The organism is Bradyrhizobium sp. USDA 4369, assembly GCF_054056435.1.
In genome coordinates, this window is record NZ_JBSRYH010000001.1 from 8,164,282 (window position 1) to 8,178,065 (window position 13,784).

The following is a 13,784-nucleotide window of genomic DNA, read 5'->3' on the forward strand; positions in this document are numbered from 1 at the left end:
TCCTCCGAATGCTGCCTGCGCCCTGCCTTCCTCATCGCAAGACCGCGGATCGCGCTCGGAGGCGCAAGCTCCGGCTCGTGCGTCGTCAGCCGACTTTGCTCATCACGCCCACCAGATCGCCGTCGGCTGGCGCATCGGAGGGCACCAGCGTGGCCGCGGTAGCACGCTGCGCGCGCACTGACTGCGGCACGACAGCGACGCTGGCACGGCCAACGATGATGTGAGCGGTGATGACCGCGGGCACGCCGAGCCCGAAGACGATGTGAACGACGCTGATCCAGGGCCGAAGCGCTTCGGACCCGACGTAATAGAGTCCGAACGCCGTCGCGATCAGCAGCCCATACATCGCGAGGCTCACGATGCCTGTCACCAAGTTCTTGCGGGCGCGCCAGGCGCGCTGGACATGCATCGGACCGAGCGCGCCGAGCAACATCAGTGTCACCATGGCAGCTCCGCCATGCGTGCTCAACAGAAGGGCGGCGGCCTGCTGCCAGGCATCGCTGTCCAGCTCCGAACGGGTCTTCATCTGATCCGCCAGGATCCACAACGCTCCGCTGACGAACAGCAGACCGAAGACCGCATAGAGAGCAAACCGAAACGCGCCTTTAAGCCGCATGTTGAAGATCTCCTTGCCAGTCCGATGTCGTGAGAATGTCGCCGCTTGCCGCAACGAGCATCGCGCTCGCGTGGAATTGGGTGAGGAGCGCCGCCGTCCCTTCGCCGGCGATCATCACGATCTTGGTCAGCGCGTCTGCGATCATGCAGGTCGGAGCCCGGACGGTGGCGCCCAGGATGCGGTGCGCGGGCCGCCCTGTCGCCGGGTCGACAACCGCGGTGTCCGTCGTGTCAGCCGATCGGAACGGATCGAACCGCCGCGCCGATGACGCCAGCGCTCCCTTGCTCACCTCCACATGGCAGAGGAGCCGGCCCGGCGCGCGAGGATCGCGAATGTGGACGAGACGGACGCCGGAACCGAACACCGCGAGGTCTCCGCCTGCATTCACCATCGCCGCGCGCACACCGCACCCGCGCAACGCCGCGAGGGCGCAGTCCACGGCGAATCCCTTGGCGATCCCGCCGAGGTCGATTCTGAGGCCCGCGTGGTGGAAGCGCACCTGGTGGTCGGCGAGCAACTCGATCGCGCCAGCCGCTGGCGAAGACGAGCCGGCAGACGGCGGCCTGACGCCGGCAACGCTGATATCGAAGGCGCCATCCGAACGGCGGGTCATGTCGAGCGCCGTCTGCAGCACCTCGTAGGTCCAGGGATGAACCGTCACGGCGCAACGCGATGCCTCGCGGTTAAGACGGGACACGTCGCTGTCGGGATCGTGGAAGCTCATCAGCCGATGCACGTCGGCCACAGCGGAGAACGCCGCTTCCGCGGAGCCCTCCGCGTCGTACCCCTGTGCGTCGGCAATATCGACCTCGACGAACGTACCAAGCAGAGCCCGAGCGCGCCGAAGACTAGCGGAAATGGCTGGCATGATAGGTCAGCACCTTCTTCACGCCTTCCGTCAGGTGGGTCGACGACAGCGTAGCGCCGGAGATGTTCCGGATGTCCGAGTTAATGCGCAGCTCATTCTGACTGCTTTTTCCGACGAACTGGCCGAGCCAGCTTGGATCATGCACCTCGCCGCCATAGGACTCGCGGTAGTTCAAGATCTCGACACGGCGCACCCGCCCGTCGGGTCCGATCGCGACAGTGTAATCGATCAGCAGGTGCTTACCGACGACGTGGTCGTAGTAGAAGTAGCCACCATTGCTCGCCTTCCAGACCCGCCCTGCTTGGACCTCGGCGAAGCTGGCTCCTGGAAACGCGGCTTTCTGCGCTTCTTCGACGCTCATGTACTGCATGGCGTAGGCCGGCGCGGCGATCGACATGACGGCCGCAGCGGGCGCCGTCCATTTCAGCCAACCGCTCATCGCGCCCACCTCAAATCTGCATTCATGTCACGTCCTCCCTTGGATCTGATCTCGCGTCTTCCCGGGCCGCCACCCCCGTTGGCTACTCGAGAAGCGCCGAAGCGGCTCCTGCTTCTGCTCAAACGCTCCGCGCCCGCCTGCAAACATCAGTCAGGACAAGGACCGGCACACTCACTACGTAACTCGCTTGGACGTCGATCTGACCGCGTCCTTCCGACTCTCATCACCGGCTAGCTGCGAACCGTTGTGATTGTCATCACCAGCATAGTAGGTGGTCCGATTGCGGCGAATTGCTGCATCGATATTGGCGATTTGCCGGAGCGGCCGGGGAATAACGATGTTGCTCTACATCGCCGTATCACGAAGACCGCGCTTCACGACTGGCCACACGCGGGCCTGTCTTTTCAGAAGCATGCAAACGAGCTTGCAGCAGTTTGGATCGATTCAAAAATGCGGTTCAGCCTACGAACGACGCATCGGAAGCGTGCCGCTGTCCCAAGCCGGTCTTTTCTCGGGCGGCGGTGATTACGCACCGTCACGCCAGCGCATTCGTCGCGTCGATGCCGCGCGTGCGGCATCGACCTGGCGACGAGCAGAGCGTTGCGACTACCAAGGCATCTGGTTCATCGCCTCCCAGGCGTTGCCGCCATAGGGCGACGGCACGACCTTGATCTTGGCCATCATGCCTCCGTCCTCATGCTCGAGGATGTGACAGTGGTAGACGAACTCGCCAACCTGCGAGAACGGAATGTCGACGACCACCGGCTTCGACGTGCACTGGCCGCTCCGCCACTGCTCGATGCTGCAGACGCCGCTCTGGGCGTCCATGACCTCCGGAACATTCGGCGTCGCGACACCGAGCGGGACATTGTCCTGCAGCATGCCTCCGCCGATGTTCCTGTTCAGGGCCACCGACAGCGGTGTGTTCTCACCCGCCTTGCTGTTGACAGTCCTGAACCGGGTCTGATGGATGTGGAAGTTGTGGTTCTCGGTCGAGAGCTGCACCAGCTCCCAGGTCTCATGCACCGGGCGCTGTCCGGCTGCGAGCGGCAAGCAGACGATGTTCTGCGACGGATCGAACTGACTCACCGGGAGCTGGGTGCCAGGCACCGGATTGCCGTTCTGATCGACTTCCTCATAGCCAAGACCGAACGTGCCGTCGTCGGTCAGATCAGCGAGGCCGAAGAAGATCCGGCGACGATGTCCCGGCGGCAGCGGGCGGCACCCGTCGCGCAGCGGCGCGGCGCTCGCATACGGCACCTTTGCATCAAGGATACCCGACGGCTGCATCGTGGCCAATGCGTCACCCCTGATGTCCAGGCCATAGGCGATGTGGTTGCGCCAGCCGTGCTGGTGGAAGTGCACCTTGGCGAGATCGACCGCCGGCCACTGGTCGCCGCTGCCCATCGTCAGTCCGGCCATCTTGAAGGTCGCGGATGCAGAGCGTCCCGGGCTGGCGATCGCGCCCGTCGCCGGATCGCGATAGGTGACGAACACCTCGGTCCGCGAGCTCGGCATCATGACCATCTGGGTGACGCAAACCGGCTTCGAGTGGAAGCGCGAGGTCGGCAGCGGCGGGCAGGGAACGACCCGGAAACGGGCGCCGCCGAGACGGACCATGGTGTCCATGGTCGTGTCCTGGGGCAGGTTCACGCTGACCCCGTCGACCGAGATCAGCTGAATGATCATCGGCTTTTGCGTTTCGTCGTCCGTCAGTTGAAGATTGTACGACAGGCTTCCGGACGCGTTGGTCAGCCGCCAGACCTCACCGTCGGAATCGGTCACCTTGATCTTCGGGAAAGTCCGGCCGTTCACGGTGAAGAACCATTTGCCGCCGGAGAAATTCGAGCCTCCATCGGCCGAGGTATCGACGCCTGGGCAGGACCCCTCCCGCACCTCGGAGCTGTCAGCCGGAAACTGGGCGCAGAAACCGGGATCCTGCTGATTGATCACCTCCCCCGGCTGAACGTTTGCCGGACCGCTGTCGAACTGAACCGGACCGCCGGGGGCGACCTGAAGATCCTTCAGGATCAGATGGCGCACGCTCGCGTCGGGAAACGGCGTGTCCCGCGCGTCGCCATGCGCGTAGTCCGAGACTTCGCCGACCGAGATGATGCCCGCCAGCCCCTCGGAGACCTGGTTGAGCGAAATTCCGTGAATGTGCGGATGAAACCAGAACTGGCCCGACGGGTGATTCCACGGAATATCGATCCGATAATCCGCGTAGTCCATCTTGTTGGAGCCGTGCTGATGGGTCGTCTGCGGCACCGGCATGCCGTTGGCCGAGTTGAAGATCTGCACGAAAACGTAGTCGCCGAAGGTCCGGTCCCTCAAGGTCGGCGCCCGCGGCTCGACGATCAATCCGTGAGTGTGCAGGTTGGTCGGGTTACGGAACAGATTGGCCTGGCCGGGATCGGCATTGTGATTGACCTTGGCCGCGTCGAGCTGCGGCAGCTGATTCACCAGCCTGATCTTGAGCGTGTCGCCCTTCTGCAGGGCCAATCGCACGCCGCCGTAATCGGCCACCGCGGCATCGGCCGGGCAGGTATTGCCGGATGCGGGCCGCCGGCAGATCTCGTAGACCCAGCCGGTCGGGTTCATGGGCGAGCCGCTCGGCGGAGCATAGGTGATGGTCGAGATCGGCTTGGCCCGGGCGATCATCAACAGATCGAGGACACCATGCCTGCTCCTGAACACCGTCGGCTCGGCCAGATCGTGAGCGGATGCTGCTGCGCCGGCGAAGATCATCCCGGCCAGCAGCGCGGCTGCCGATGTCAGTGTCCTTGTCATTGGCTTGTGCAGCCCCCCAACTAACATGCCTGATCCCCATTTGGCTCGAGATTAAGATCTTTGCGACACGATGCTGGCTGCACCGACACGGCTTGCGAGCGTCTCGCCCGAGCCGTCAGCAACTGGTGCGCTCGCACCCTCCCTCCTTGTCGCTATGGATGTCGGATGTCTCCTTTGTGACGCTTTCTTTCGTTTTGTGAGAATCGCGATCCCGCCTTTAAGAATCGATTTAACAAGATGATATTCCGTGCGCCGTGTGCGCAGGACGGACACGGTCGACATAAAACCGACAAGCAGTCTACGTAGTTCGTATCCCATGGTCGTACGGCGACCACATGAGCAAGCCGACCTGCTCTATAGGCGACCTGTCATGACCCGCTTCAAGGAGACCCAAGGATGCTGCTTGCTGTTGTTCTCGCGTGGGCTTGCAACGTAACCGGCGTGGCATGTGGAGCTCCGACCACCGAGATCATCCAGAAGGCCTACGAGCAGGAAGCGCCGTCATCCGGCGTGCGCCACGACAAGGGACTCAAGATCGTCGAGGCGACATGCGACAAGGGCGACGAGAGCGGGCGCTTCCTGTGTCAGGTCTCCTTCGTATCCGAGGATGATCCCGACAAGCGGCTCTATTTCGACATCGTGTCCGCCGCTCTCACCGACAAGGGATGGGTCCTCACCAGCGGATTGTGCAAACGCTGACGGCGCGTGGGATCACCGTTCCAATCGACGTCCATGGACCTCGACATCGGTGCGGAGTTCTGCCTCGGGCCTCTTTGACATTCCCGCGCCTTGATAGCTCACAACTGGCGGCGCCCCGAGCGCTGCCGCTGATGCATGCGGAGCAGCCGCGACTCCGGCGACAGAAAAGGCGGCCCCGCCTGCGCAAGCGGAGGAGCGGTCTGTGTCGACGGCACATCAGCAACAGTGGTAGCGACCGGATTGACTGGTTGCCCCGACGGCAAAGCGAAATGGAGAATTGCGAGGTCGTCGCCCTTCTGCAGCGTGACCGACCGCGCCTCGACCCGGCTCAGCGTCCAGCCCTGATAGTCCGCACCGGTCCTGATCCGCAGCGGTCTCCCGCCGCCCGGATCGAGGAAGATGGCGAGACCGCTATCACCGTTGACGACAGTCCCGACCAGCGAGAGCTGCGGCCGCTCCGGTGGGCTCGGCTCCTGGGCGACCGGTGCAGCCGCGACGACCGGCGGCGGCGCATCGGCCGGCGGAGGACGCCGCGACGGTGAGAAGATCGGCCGCTCCCGGGTTTCCGACAGTTGCGCGAGCGGGATGGCCCACAGTGGATTGCCGCTCTGCCCTTCTATCTTCATGGAGGATGCGTCGTGCATCGGCGGAGGCGGCGCGGCGGACAGGGAGCCGGAGACATCGTGTCCCGCCGACCCGACGATGCCGAACGCCGAGGCCGCAGCAACGGCGCTACAGCAGCCAGCGACGCAAAGTTTGAGAAAACGCCTCATTGCGGGCCCTGCCACTGTCCGGAAACCGTGATCGTGACGTGTAGTTTGCCGCCGGCTGTCGCCAGGGACGCATTGCCTTCAACCGCCAGCTCGTCGACAAACAGATATGGCATTCCAGCCTCAAGCTCGTAAAGTACGGATTGCAGGGCGGCCTCAGCAGCTTCGAGATTCGCAGTGACGCTGATATGACCGTCATTGGCGCGAGGACCTTGAACGTCGAGCTGCGACGACGACATGCTGCCGCCGTGACGAGTGACCACGTCACTCAGGCGTTGCAGCAGGACAGCGCCGGCCACGGTGACGGTGGGGCCTTCGAGGAAGGGGGATCCTTCCATACGAATACCCCCCTCCCCATCCTGATGCGCCGGCACCATGCTGTGTGCGTCCAGCAACCGAAGTGTCCCGGTCAGCGCGGCCACCTCGTCCCGCTGATCGAGCACGCTCTTGATCGGAAGCGCCGTCGCAGCGATCAACACAAGCAATAGGCCGGCATAGACCAGGGCGGCGACCGAAGGTGGTGCAGGAGTGCTCGTCAAGAGTTTCGCACTGCTCATGTGCCAGGTCCAAAATGCGGCTTGATGCCGGCTTCGATGCGAAAACGCTCCCCGGTCCCATCGACCGAACGTGTCGTCGGCGCCGAGAATGTCGCATGCTTGAAATGGGCTGACTGCTCGATCAGCCTGACCAGCGCAGCCGCGTCCTGGCTGGTCCCCGCAATCTGCAGCTTGTCCTTGTCCATCCGAAGCTCGGTCACGTAGGTATTGTCCGGAAGCACCCGCGACAGGGCATCCAGCACCAGCACGTCAGCGACGGTCTCCTGCTTACGATGCTGGAGACCGCGCAACGCGGCGCTGTCGCTGCCGTCCAGATCGAGACGTAGCGCTGCGCGCCGCTCAGAGATCTTACGCGACAGTTGCCGCTGCTGCTGTTCGAGCTTCTCACCGGCGATGCTCCCCGCCGCGAGAGACAGCGTCGCCGCGACCGCAGCGACCATCAGGACGGCAGTCAGCATGCGACCGACGCGTCCGACGTCAAGCGACGCGCGCAGATGCTGCTCAGTCAGCTTCGTTGCGCTGCGCGCGCCGCACTCGCCAGCGTCGGCTATCTGGACGGCCTCGGGCGCAGCAAACAAGACAACCGATCCGGCACGCCAGGATTCGGCGAGCCGAATGAGAGGCTCGAACCTTGTTCTTGGTGCGGCGATCACCATGGTCCGGATACGGTCGCCCGATATCTCGACCGGAGCCGCGCTGCCGAACACCGCCTCTTGCGCTGTCCAGGGCGTCAGCCGATCGAGCTGCGAGCGGATCATGGCATCGAGAAACTCGACGGCCCGCCTGGGAAGATCCAGCGGCTTCCACAGGAAGCGGTCTGGCCTCAGCACGATCTCGATCTGGCTGCCGCGCAGCAGATTCTGCCAACTCGTGGAAAGCACGGGAGCGCTGGCTTCGCCATCCGAGAGAAGAACGCGACAGTCCGGCAGCGTCGATCGTCCGGGTCGCGCGATCATCCGCAACACGAAGACGTTCCGCTCGGTTTCGATCAATTGGACGGGTGGCTTGAGATGGAGCCGGCCGATCACAGCAACGGTGATCGTCGCGACAGAGCCGATCCAGGCCGCCAGTTCATGGCGCACTCGCGTTGCCGTCATCATCACAGCGCCTTTCCTGACGGCCTGAGCATGGCGGGATATCCCGCATCGTCGCGCCAGGCCAGGATCTGGTACGGATCATCGCCCTCGCCAAGCAGGATGACGGCCTCGGCCGCGGAGCGGCGACCGGCGTCGAAGGCGATGGTGATCAACACCCGGACCGCATCACCGAGGTCCAAGGTCGCCGCAGCGCGGGCCGGTCCGAGTACGGCGGCAAGCGATCGAACGTCACGGCGCAGGCCAGCGCGCTGCGCGAGGAAGCTGTTCAACAGATCCGGCGTCATCCCTGGCAGCGCGGCCACAACTTCGGGGGCGGCCTCCAACGCATCGATCTCGCCCCGGCCGTTGAACACGGTTACGAAGGGCATCGCCTTGTCGACCAGCGCGGACGGCAGACTGAGCACCAGCCGAAGCTCCTCACAGCTGGCGAACGGCGCACTGCGCGGCATGTAGTCCGCGCCGGCTGTCCGGTAGAGATCCCGCTCACCATCCGAAACCGTGTCGGTCAGCGGAGTCCGCCAGCGGATGATCCGCTCGGCATACTCGCCGGCCTTGTCGGAGGGGGCGCCGAGCACTTCGAACAGGTTGGCGAGCATCCGCTTCGACGCGTGATTGAGATCGACGCGGGTCGCTTCCGACCGGAAGACGACCGAGACCTGCGCATGATCGAGCCGGAATGAAAAGGCCCCCGCGGGCGGCCGTTGCGATTTCGACGTGAGGGAGAGCTTGTAGGCGGCAAGCTCCAGGCTTGCCGAGGCCAACGCGGCGGATCTCAGGCGCGCATCATCGAGCGACAGCCGTTGGGCCGTGCTGACGAGATACATCGACAGCGCCCCTGCTAGTCCGGCCAGTGAGATGAGGATCCACAGCACCGCCACCAGGACGAAGCCGCCTTCGCGATCATCACGTTCCGTGATCCGGAGCTCTGGCAGCCAGCGCATGATCATGGCTCCGCTCGCGCAGCGGCACGCCCGACGGTGGCGCCGACCGCCAGCGCCGGCCGCTCGCAACTGCTGTCCGCGGGACGACAGACGCTGTCGGCCGGTGCCGAAACATGGACGACCGCGATGCGCGAGATCGACGGCGCAGTCGGGTCGGCTGCGTTGCGCACCGTCACCCGCACCGCGACCGGCAGCGTCTCGGCGTTGCGCCACGACGACGTCCAGCTCCGGTCGGCGCCGGCATAGGCGAACGACACCCGGTAGGGCGATTGCAGCAGCACGACCGGATCGACGAACGCGTGGTCTGATGAACGGCCCGGCGCGAATGCTACACGCTTTCGCGTAACCACGGCGCCATCGCTCTCCCCTGCTTTGGCGACGCGAACCAGGTCGAGGCCGCGGCCCCCTCTCGCCCCGAGCGAGATCCGGACAAAAGTGACCGACGTCTCGGATCCATCGAACAGGACGGACTTGGTCTGACCGTCGGGCCGGATGAATTCAGATGCAGCGATATCGGCACTGATGCGGTCGAGCGCGACGCTCACGGACTCGCTGCGCTGGATGCGATTCAGGCCCCGATTCCAGTTCGGCAGCCAATGCGAGGTGATCGCAGCCAGCGCCGACACGAGCAGCCCCACCAGCGCCATCGCGGCGAGGGCCTCGATCAGCGTGAAACCCGATTGGAGATCGTCCGCTCTCCTCGTCATCGCTCGACCTGCTTTCGAAACAGACGGATCGTCTCCAGCTCCATGGTGGCGCCTGATGGCGATCGCACCTGAACCAGGATCTTCTGCGGCAGCCAGACGGACGCATCGGCGGACGCGCCGACATCGAGCGCGAACGGCTGCATCTGGGCGCGCCAGGCATGCGCCATCGACTCCCCCGACTGGGTCCGGGACGGCGGCGGCGACCGCGACGGAAAGGCCAGCCACAACGCGTTGTAGCCGGCCTGCACCAGCGCGACATGCTGCTCCAGCTTGCGGCTGCCCCGCGCCGAAGACCCCATCAACGCAGCGATGGCGACCAGCGACACCGCCACGATCGCGAGCGCAACCAGCGTCTCGAGCAGGGTAAATCCCGCGCTCGCTTTATCGCTTGGCGAGGTCAGCATGCGATGCAACGTCGATCCTTCCAGTGAGCCAGTTCACGCGGATGTCGTAGCCAGCATCGTCATGCGTGAGCGTGATGAGGCCGCCGCACGACATCCCCGAGCCGAAGAAGCTGATGGTCTGAAGCGCGGGCCGGTCGTCACAGTTGCGCGGCAGCACCGTCTCGACGCGCACGTCGTCAGGCAGGCGGACCATCTGTCCGTTCGTGCTCGAACGGATCGCGCGCGCCTGCGCATCGATCCGCGTCGTGACCTCGCCGCCGCGCCGGATGGCGGCGTTCCGATCCGTCTTCAGCAAGGCGGCGACCTCGATCGCGTAGGCCTGCAGACGCGGCCGCGAGGTTCGCCCGGAGACCGCAGGCAGCAGCACGGCCGCCAGGAGCGCGACGATCGCGAGCACGCAAACCACCTCGATCAGGGTGAAGCCGGCCTCGCGGCCGTCGCGGCCGACCATGCTATCTCACCCCCAGGGGAGTCGAAGATGAGATGTCGGCGGCGAGATCGGTTCCCCCCTCCTGTCCGTCCGCCCCGTAGGACACGATCTCGTATGGCACCTGCTGTCCGGGCGAGCGATAGACGTAGGCGTGGCTCCAGGGATCGCTCGGGACGTTGCCGCCTTTGAGATACGGCCCAGCCCAGCCCGGAATCGTCGCGACCGGCCGCACCAAAGCGGCCAGACCTTCCGACGTGGTCGGATAACGCCCGGTGTCGAGATAGAACAGGTCGAGCGCGCTCGAAAAACTCTGGATCTGAATCCGCGCCGTCTTGACCCGGGATTCGTTCAGCGAGGACAGCACACGCGGACCGATCAGCCCCATGATCATTCCGATGATGGCGATGACGACCAGCATCTCGACCAATGTGAACCCGCGCTGATCCGCGTCACGCGCGGCGCGGGCCCGCCGGGGCGTCCTGTCGATCTCGGGGTGCTTCATCTGAAGGTTCATTTTTGTTAGCCCACGAGCTGGGTGACCGACAGCAGTGCGGACATCACCGAAACGATGAGGCCGCCCACGACGGTGCTGATGAGAATGATGGCCGCGGGACCGACAATGCCCACGATGCGATCGAGGCTGCGCTGCAGCTTGGCCTCGTAGAATTCAGCGATGCGGCCGGCCAGCACCGGCACCTGTCCGGTCTCTTCGCCGATCCGGATCATCCGCGTGGCCATGGCCGGCAGGATGCTCGTCGCCGCCAACGCCTCCGACAGCTTGCCGCCGTGACGCACGCGATCGGCCGCGGCGCCCCAATCCGCGCCATTGCCGGTGGCCGACATGATGTCGGCCAGGATGCGCAAGGTCGCGGTCAAGGTCAGGCCGCTGCCGAGCAGGATCGCCAGATTGCGGCAGAACACGCTCGTGCGATACGAGCCGAATACTTTCGCGAGGCCCGGCAGCCGGCAGAGCTGTGCGATCAGGGCGGCACGGACACTGGCCCGGCCGAACAGCAGAACACCCGACGCGACGATCGCGGCCGCCGCTGCCGCAAGCGCGACGCCATGGCCGCACATGAAATCGGAAATGTCGAGGAACGTGCTGATGGTCGAGTCGGTCTTGGCGCCAAAATCGCGCAGCACGGCCGAGAACTGCGGCAGCACGACCAGGAGGAAGAACAGCATCACCAGCGCGGCAGCGACGAGCACGAACAGCGGGTAATGCATCGCATCGCTGAGCTTGCGCCGCATCGCGTCCGCGCGCGCCCGCTCGGCGCCGAGGACCTCGAGCACGTGATCGAGACTTCCCGAAGCTTCGCCGACCCGCACCAGCGCCAGGTACATTGCGGGAAACTGCGACGGATGATGCGCCAGCGCGTCGGCCAGGCTTTCTCCGGCGAGAATGCTGGATCGCAGCCGGCTGACGATCGGACGCAGCCGCCCGATGTCGGCATCGCCGGCCAGAAGCTCGAGGGAGTCCTCGAGCCTTGCACCGGCCTTCAGCAGAAGGGCCAGGTCGCGCGTGAACGTCGTGACGTCGGCCTGGGCCGGGCCGCCGAGCCAGGCCAGCATGCCGCGGGGGACCGAGCCCCCGGCCTTTTCCTCGACCGTCTCGATCGGCAGCAGCCGCAGATACTCGATGCGATCCATCACATCCTTGGCCGTCGCCGCCGAGATCGTGCCGTGCACGACGTCGCCGTTCTCGGTCAGTGCGCGATAGCGGAACTTACTCATCGGCTCACCGCAACGTTGTGACGCGCAGGATCTCCGCGACCGACGTGACGCCGGCCCGGCACTTCGCGATCCCGTCATCGAGCATCGTCGTCATGCCCTGGCGAACGGCGGCACGGTCGATCACGCCGGCATCGGTCGTGCCCTGGATCAGCGATCGGATCTCCGGGTTGAGCTCGAGTACCTCGAAGATGCCGAGCCGGCCGCGATAGCCGGCGCCGCTGCAGCTGTCGCATCCTGCCGGCTCATACACCGTGTCGCCGACATCGAAGCCGACCGCGGCATAGCGCGGGTCCGCGCAGAGATCGTCGCCGCTCAGCACCCGCCTTGCCCGGCAGCGCACACACAGCCTGCGGACCAGCCGCTGCGCGATCACCGCCCGCAGCGTCGAACGCAGCAGAAAATCCTCGACGCCGAGATCGAGCAGCCGCGGCACGGCCGCCGCGGCATTCTCGGTATGCAGCGTCGTCAGCACCAGATGGCCCGTCAAGGCGGCATGAACGGCGACATGGGCGGTCTCGCCGTCACGCACCTCGCCGACCATGATGACGTCGGGATCCTGCCGTACGAACGATCGCAGCGCAGATGCAAAGGTCAGCCCGATGGCGGGCTTGACCTGCGACTGGTTGATGCCTGGGATCTCGTATTCAATGGGATCCTCGATGGTGAGGATCTTCCGCGTCGGCTCGTTGAGCATCGACAAGGCGGTCGCAAGCGTTGTGGTCTTGCCACTCCCTGTCGGGCCGCAGATCACGATCATGCCGTGCGGCAGCGCCAGCAGCCGGCGCAGCGCTCGATCATCATGCGCGGCAAAGCCGAGCTTCTCGACCGACAGCAGCCCGCGGTCCTTCGGCAGCAGCCGGATCACGGCGGACTCGCCATACTGGGTCGGCATCACGGCGACCCGCACGTCCAGCTCGATACGGCCGATCCGAAGCCGCGCGGCACCGTCCTGAGGCAGCCGCCGTTCGGCGATGTTCAGCCCGGCGACAATCTTGATGCGCGAGATCACCGCCTGAGGCAGCACACCCGACGGCTCAGGAACCGGCTTCAGCAAGCCATCGACGCGCATCCGGACCGACAGGCCGCTGCGCATCGCCTCTACATGGATATCGCTGGCGCGCAGCTCGACGGCCTGTTCGAACAGGTCATTGACCGCACGAACCACCGGCGCTCCCGTGGCGAGGTCGCGCAGGCTCTCGATGTCATCTTCGCGCAGCTGCGGCTGCGCCGCTTCAATGCGAGCCGGGATATCGTCATCGCCGGCCAGCCGGTTCAGCGCGGTAGCAATGTCCTCGGCAGCGGCGACCACCAGCTCGATCGGACCGCCGAACACTAGTTCAGCGGCGCGCGCTGTCGCGGTGTCGCGAGGATCCGCGACGGCGAGACACGGCCTGTGATCGGTGGATTGGAACGGGAAGACCATCGTCTCCCGCAGAAAGCGCCGTGAAAACTGCTCCGCCAGCGGCTTCGCGGCCACCAGCTCGGCCAGCGCGATGCGCGGCAATCCCAGCTGCCGCGCAATCTCGTCGGCAAATCCTGGAGATGCAGGATCGGTCACTTCAGTTGACCTCATCCCGCCCCGTTCAAGCGCTGCTCCCGTGGCCGGTCCGGCGAAGGACTGGACCGGAGCATGGCCGCCCTGCACATCATCGGCAAATCCAAGCGGAGGAGTCGATCTCATGGCGCGTCCCGTGACAGATCTTGTCGATCACCACATTGCGTAGGGCCGGTT

General features: G+C 65.2%; 16 protein-coding genes. 2 read left to right on the forward strand and 14 right to left on the reverse strand.

Translation table 11 applies throughout. The annotated features are described in order from the left end of the window. Positions 1 to 85 precede the first annotated feature (85 nt). Genes ACVIJ6_RS36980 through ACVIJ6_RS36990 form a run of 3 tightly spaced genes read right to left on the reverse strand, consistent with a single transcriptional unit; the run spans position 86 to position 1,923 of the window. Entirely contained in the window at positions 86 to 616 is a 531-nt protein-coding gene (locus tag ACVIJ6_RS36980; protein ID WP_456776798.1) for a hypothetical protein, read from the reverse strand. Further along, the gene (locus tag ACVIJ6_RS36985; protein WP_456776799.1) at positions 606 to 1,484 is read right to left on the reverse strand and encodes an FAD:protein FMN transferase; all 879 of its coding nucleotides are present in this window, start codon (positions 1,482 to 1,484) and stop codon (positions 606 to 608) included. The genes ACVIJ6_RS36980 and ACVIJ6_RS36985 overlap by 11 nt, the downstream gene beginning before the upstream one ends. Next, a complete protein-coding gene (locus ACVIJ6_RS36990; protein WP_456776800.1) occupies positions 1,465 to 1,923 on the reverse strand; it encodes an FMN-binding protein in 459 nt (152 codons plus the stop codon). Before ACVIJ6_RS36990 ends, ACVIJ6_RS36985 begins: the two co-directional genes overlap by 20 nt. Positions 1,924 to 2,260: 337 nt before the next feature. Between ACVIJ6_RS36990 and ACVIJ6_RS36995 the strand changes: the two genes are divergently transcribed. Further along, positions 2,261 to 2,575, forward strand: a complete 315-nt coding sequence (locus ACVIJ6_RS36995; protein ID WP_456776801.1) for a hypothetical protein — start codon at positions 2,261 to 2,263, stop codon at positions 2,573 to 2,575. Here the strand turns inward: ACVIJ6_RS36995 and ACVIJ6_RS37000 are convergent. Next, positions 2,530 to 4,524, reverse strand: a complete 1,995-nt coding sequence (locus ACVIJ6_RS37000; protein ID WP_456777173.1) for a multicopper oxidase domain-containing protein — start codon at positions 4,522 to 4,524, stop codon at positions 2,530 to 2,532. The genes ACVIJ6_RS36995 and ACVIJ6_RS37000 overlap by 46 nt on opposite strands. 585 nt (positions 4,525 to 5,109) lie before the next feature. On the opposite strand from ACVIJ6_RS37000, the gene ACVIJ6_RS37005 reads away from it, so the two are divergent. Beyond that, positions 5,110 to 5,412, forward strand: coding sequence for a hypothetical protein (locus ACVIJ6_RS37005; protein ID WP_456776802.1), 303 nt, complete (start codon positions 5,110 to 5,112; stop codon positions 5,410 to 5,412). Positions 5,413 to 5,510: 98 nt separating this feature from the next. Here ACVIJ6_RS37005 and ACVIJ6_RS37010 read toward each other — a convergent pair whose 3' ends face one another. The 10 genes from ACVIJ6_RS37010 to ACVIJ6_RS37055 all read right to left on the reverse strand — a co-directional run bounded on the left by ACVIJ6_RS37010 (position 5,511) and on the right by ACVIJ6_RS37055 (position 13,733). Beyond that, entirely contained in the window at positions 5,511 to 6,038 is a 528-nt protein-coding gene (locus ACVIJ6_RS37010; RefSeq protein WP_456776803.1) for a hypothetical protein, read from the reverse strand. A gap of 143 nt (positions 6,039 to 6,181) precedes the next feature. Then, positions 6,182 to 6,739: a type II secretion system protein GspM gene (gene gspM, locus ACVIJ6_RS37015; protein ID WP_456776804.1), complete on the reverse strand. Its 558-nt coding sequence runs from the start codon at positions 6,737 to 6,739 to the stop codon at positions 6,182 to 6,184. After that, positions 6,736 to 7,836: a PilN domain-containing protein gene (locus ACVIJ6_RS37020; RefSeq protein ID WP_456776805.1), complete on the reverse strand. Its 1,101-nt coding sequence runs from the start codon at positions 7,834 to 7,836 to the stop codon at positions 6,736 to 6,738. Before ACVIJ6_RS37020 ends, gspM begins: the two co-directional genes overlap by 4 nt. A gap of 2 nt (positions 7,837 to 7,838) precedes the next feature. Then, complete coding sequence (locus tag ACVIJ6_RS37025; RefSeq protein ID WP_456776806.1) at positions 7,839 to 8,783, reverse strand: general secretion pathway protein GspK; 945 nt, start codon at positions 8,781 to 8,783, stop codon at positions 7,839 to 7,841. Further along, complete coding sequence (locus ACVIJ6_RS37030) at positions 8,780 to 9,484, reverse strand: PulJ/GspJ family protein (protein WP_456776807.1); 705 nt, start codon at positions 9,482 to 9,484, stop codon at positions 8,780 to 8,782. The genes ACVIJ6_RS37025 and ACVIJ6_RS37030 overlap by 4 nt, the downstream gene beginning before the upstream one ends. Beyond that, the gene (locus ACVIJ6_RS37035) at positions 9,481 to 9,888 is read right to left on the reverse strand and encodes a type IV pilus modification PilV family protein (RefSeq protein ID WP_456776808.1); all 408 of its coding nucleotides are present in this window, start codon (positions 9,886 to 9,888) and stop codon (positions 9,481 to 9,483) included. The genes ACVIJ6_RS37030 and ACVIJ6_RS37035 overlap by 4 nt, the downstream gene beginning before the upstream one ends. After that, the gene (locus tag ACVIJ6_RS37040; protein WP_456776809.1) at positions 9,866 to 10,339 is read right to left on the reverse strand and encodes a GspH/FimT family pseudopilin; all 474 of its coding nucleotides are present in this window, start codon (positions 10,337 to 10,339) and stop codon (positions 9,866 to 9,868) included. The genes ACVIJ6_RS37035 and ACVIJ6_RS37040 overlap by 23 nt, the downstream gene beginning before the upstream one ends. A gap of 1 nt (position 10,340) precedes the next feature. Continuing rightward, positions 10,341 to 10,820 carry a type II secretion system major pseudopilin GspG gene (gene gspG / locus ACVIJ6_RS37045; protein WP_456776810.1) on the reverse strand — a complete coding sequence of 160 codons (480 nt, stop codon included), beginning with the start codon at positions 10,818 to 10,820 and terminating at the stop codon, positions 10,341 to 10,343. A 17-nt stretch (positions 10,821 to 10,837) separates the two neighbouring features. Continuing rightward, positions 10,838 to 12,052, reverse strand: coding sequence for a type II secretion system F family protein (locus ACVIJ6_RS37050; protein WP_456776811.1), 1,215 nt, complete (start codon positions 12,050 to 12,052; stop codon positions 10,838 to 10,840). 4 nt (positions 12,053 to 12,056) lie between these two features. Beyond that, a complete protein-coding gene (locus ACVIJ6_RS37055) occupies positions 12,057 to 13,733 on the reverse strand; it encodes a GspE/PulE family protein (RefSeq protein WP_456776812.1) in 1,677 nt (558 codons plus the stop codon). Positions 13,734 to 13,784: the final 51 nt, after the last annotated feature.

Excerpts from the sequence above, each read along its gene's own strand:
- ACVIJ6_RS36980 (WP_456776798.1), bottom strand. The coding sequence starts at position 616 with ATGCGGCTTAAAGGCGCGTTTCGGTTTGCTCTCTATGCGGTCTTCGGT.
- ACVIJ6_RS36985 (WP_456776799.1), bottom strand. The coding sequence starts at position 1,484 with ATGCCAGCCATTTCCGCTAGTCTTCGGCGCGCTCGGGCTCTGCTTGGT.
- ACVIJ6_RS36990 (WP_456776800.1), bottom strand. The coding sequence starts at position 1,923 with ATGAGCGGTTGGCTGAAATGGACGGCGCCCGCTGCGGCCGTCATGTCG.
- ACVIJ6_RS36995 (WP_456776801.1), top strand. The coding sequence starts at position 2,261 with ATGTTGCTCTACATCGCCGTATCACGAAGACCGCGCTTCACGACTGGC.
- ACVIJ6_RS37000 (WP_456777173.1), bottom strand. The coding sequence starts at position 4,524 with ATGAACCCGACCGGCTGGGTCTACGAGATCTGCCGGCGGCCCGCATCC.
- ACVIJ6_RS37005 (WP_456776802.1), top strand. The coding sequence starts at position 5,110 with ATGCTGCTTGCTGTTGTTCTCGCGTGGGCTTGCAACGTAACCGGCGTG.
- ACVIJ6_RS37010 (WP_456776803.1), bottom strand. The coding sequence starts at position 6,038 with ATGAAGATAGAAGGGCAGAGCGGCAATCCACTGTGGGCCATCCCGCTC.
- gspM (WP_456776804.1), bottom strand. The coding sequence starts at position 6,739 with ATGAGCAGTGCGAAACTCTTGACGAGCACTCCTGCACCACCTTCGGTC.
- ACVIJ6_RS37020 (WP_456776805.1), bottom strand. The coding sequence starts at position 7,836 with ATGACGGCAACGCGAGTGCGCCATGAACTGGCGGCCTGGATCGGCTCT.
- ACVIJ6_RS37025 (WP_456776806.1), bottom strand. The coding sequence starts at position 8,783 with ATGATCATGCGCTGGCTGCCAGAGCTCCGGATCACGGAACGTGATGAT.
- ACVIJ6_RS37030 (WP_456776807.1), bottom strand. The coding sequence starts at position 9,484 with ATGACGAGGAGAGCGGACGATCTCCAATCGGGTTTCACGCTGATCGAG.
- ACVIJ6_RS37035 (WP_456776808.1), bottom strand. The coding sequence starts at position 9,888 with ATGCTGACCTCGCCAAGCGATAAAGCGAGCGCGGGATTTACCCTGCTC.
- ACVIJ6_RS37040 (WP_456776809.1), bottom strand. The coding sequence starts at position 10,339 with ATGGTCGGCCGCGACGGCCGCGAGGCCGGCTTCACCCTGATCGAGGTG.
- gspG (WP_456776810.1), bottom strand. The coding sequence starts at position 10,820 with ATGAAGCACCCCGAGATCGACAGGACGCCCCGGCGGGCCCGCGCCGCG.
- ACVIJ6_RS37050 (WP_456776811.1), bottom strand. The coding sequence starts at position 12,052 with ATGAGTAAGTTCCGCTATCGCGCACTGACCGAGAACGGCGACGTCGTG.
- ACVIJ6_RS37055 (WP_456776812.1), bottom strand. The coding sequence starts at position 13,733 with ATGAGATCGACTCCTCCGCTTGGATTTGCCGATGATGTGCAGGGCGGC.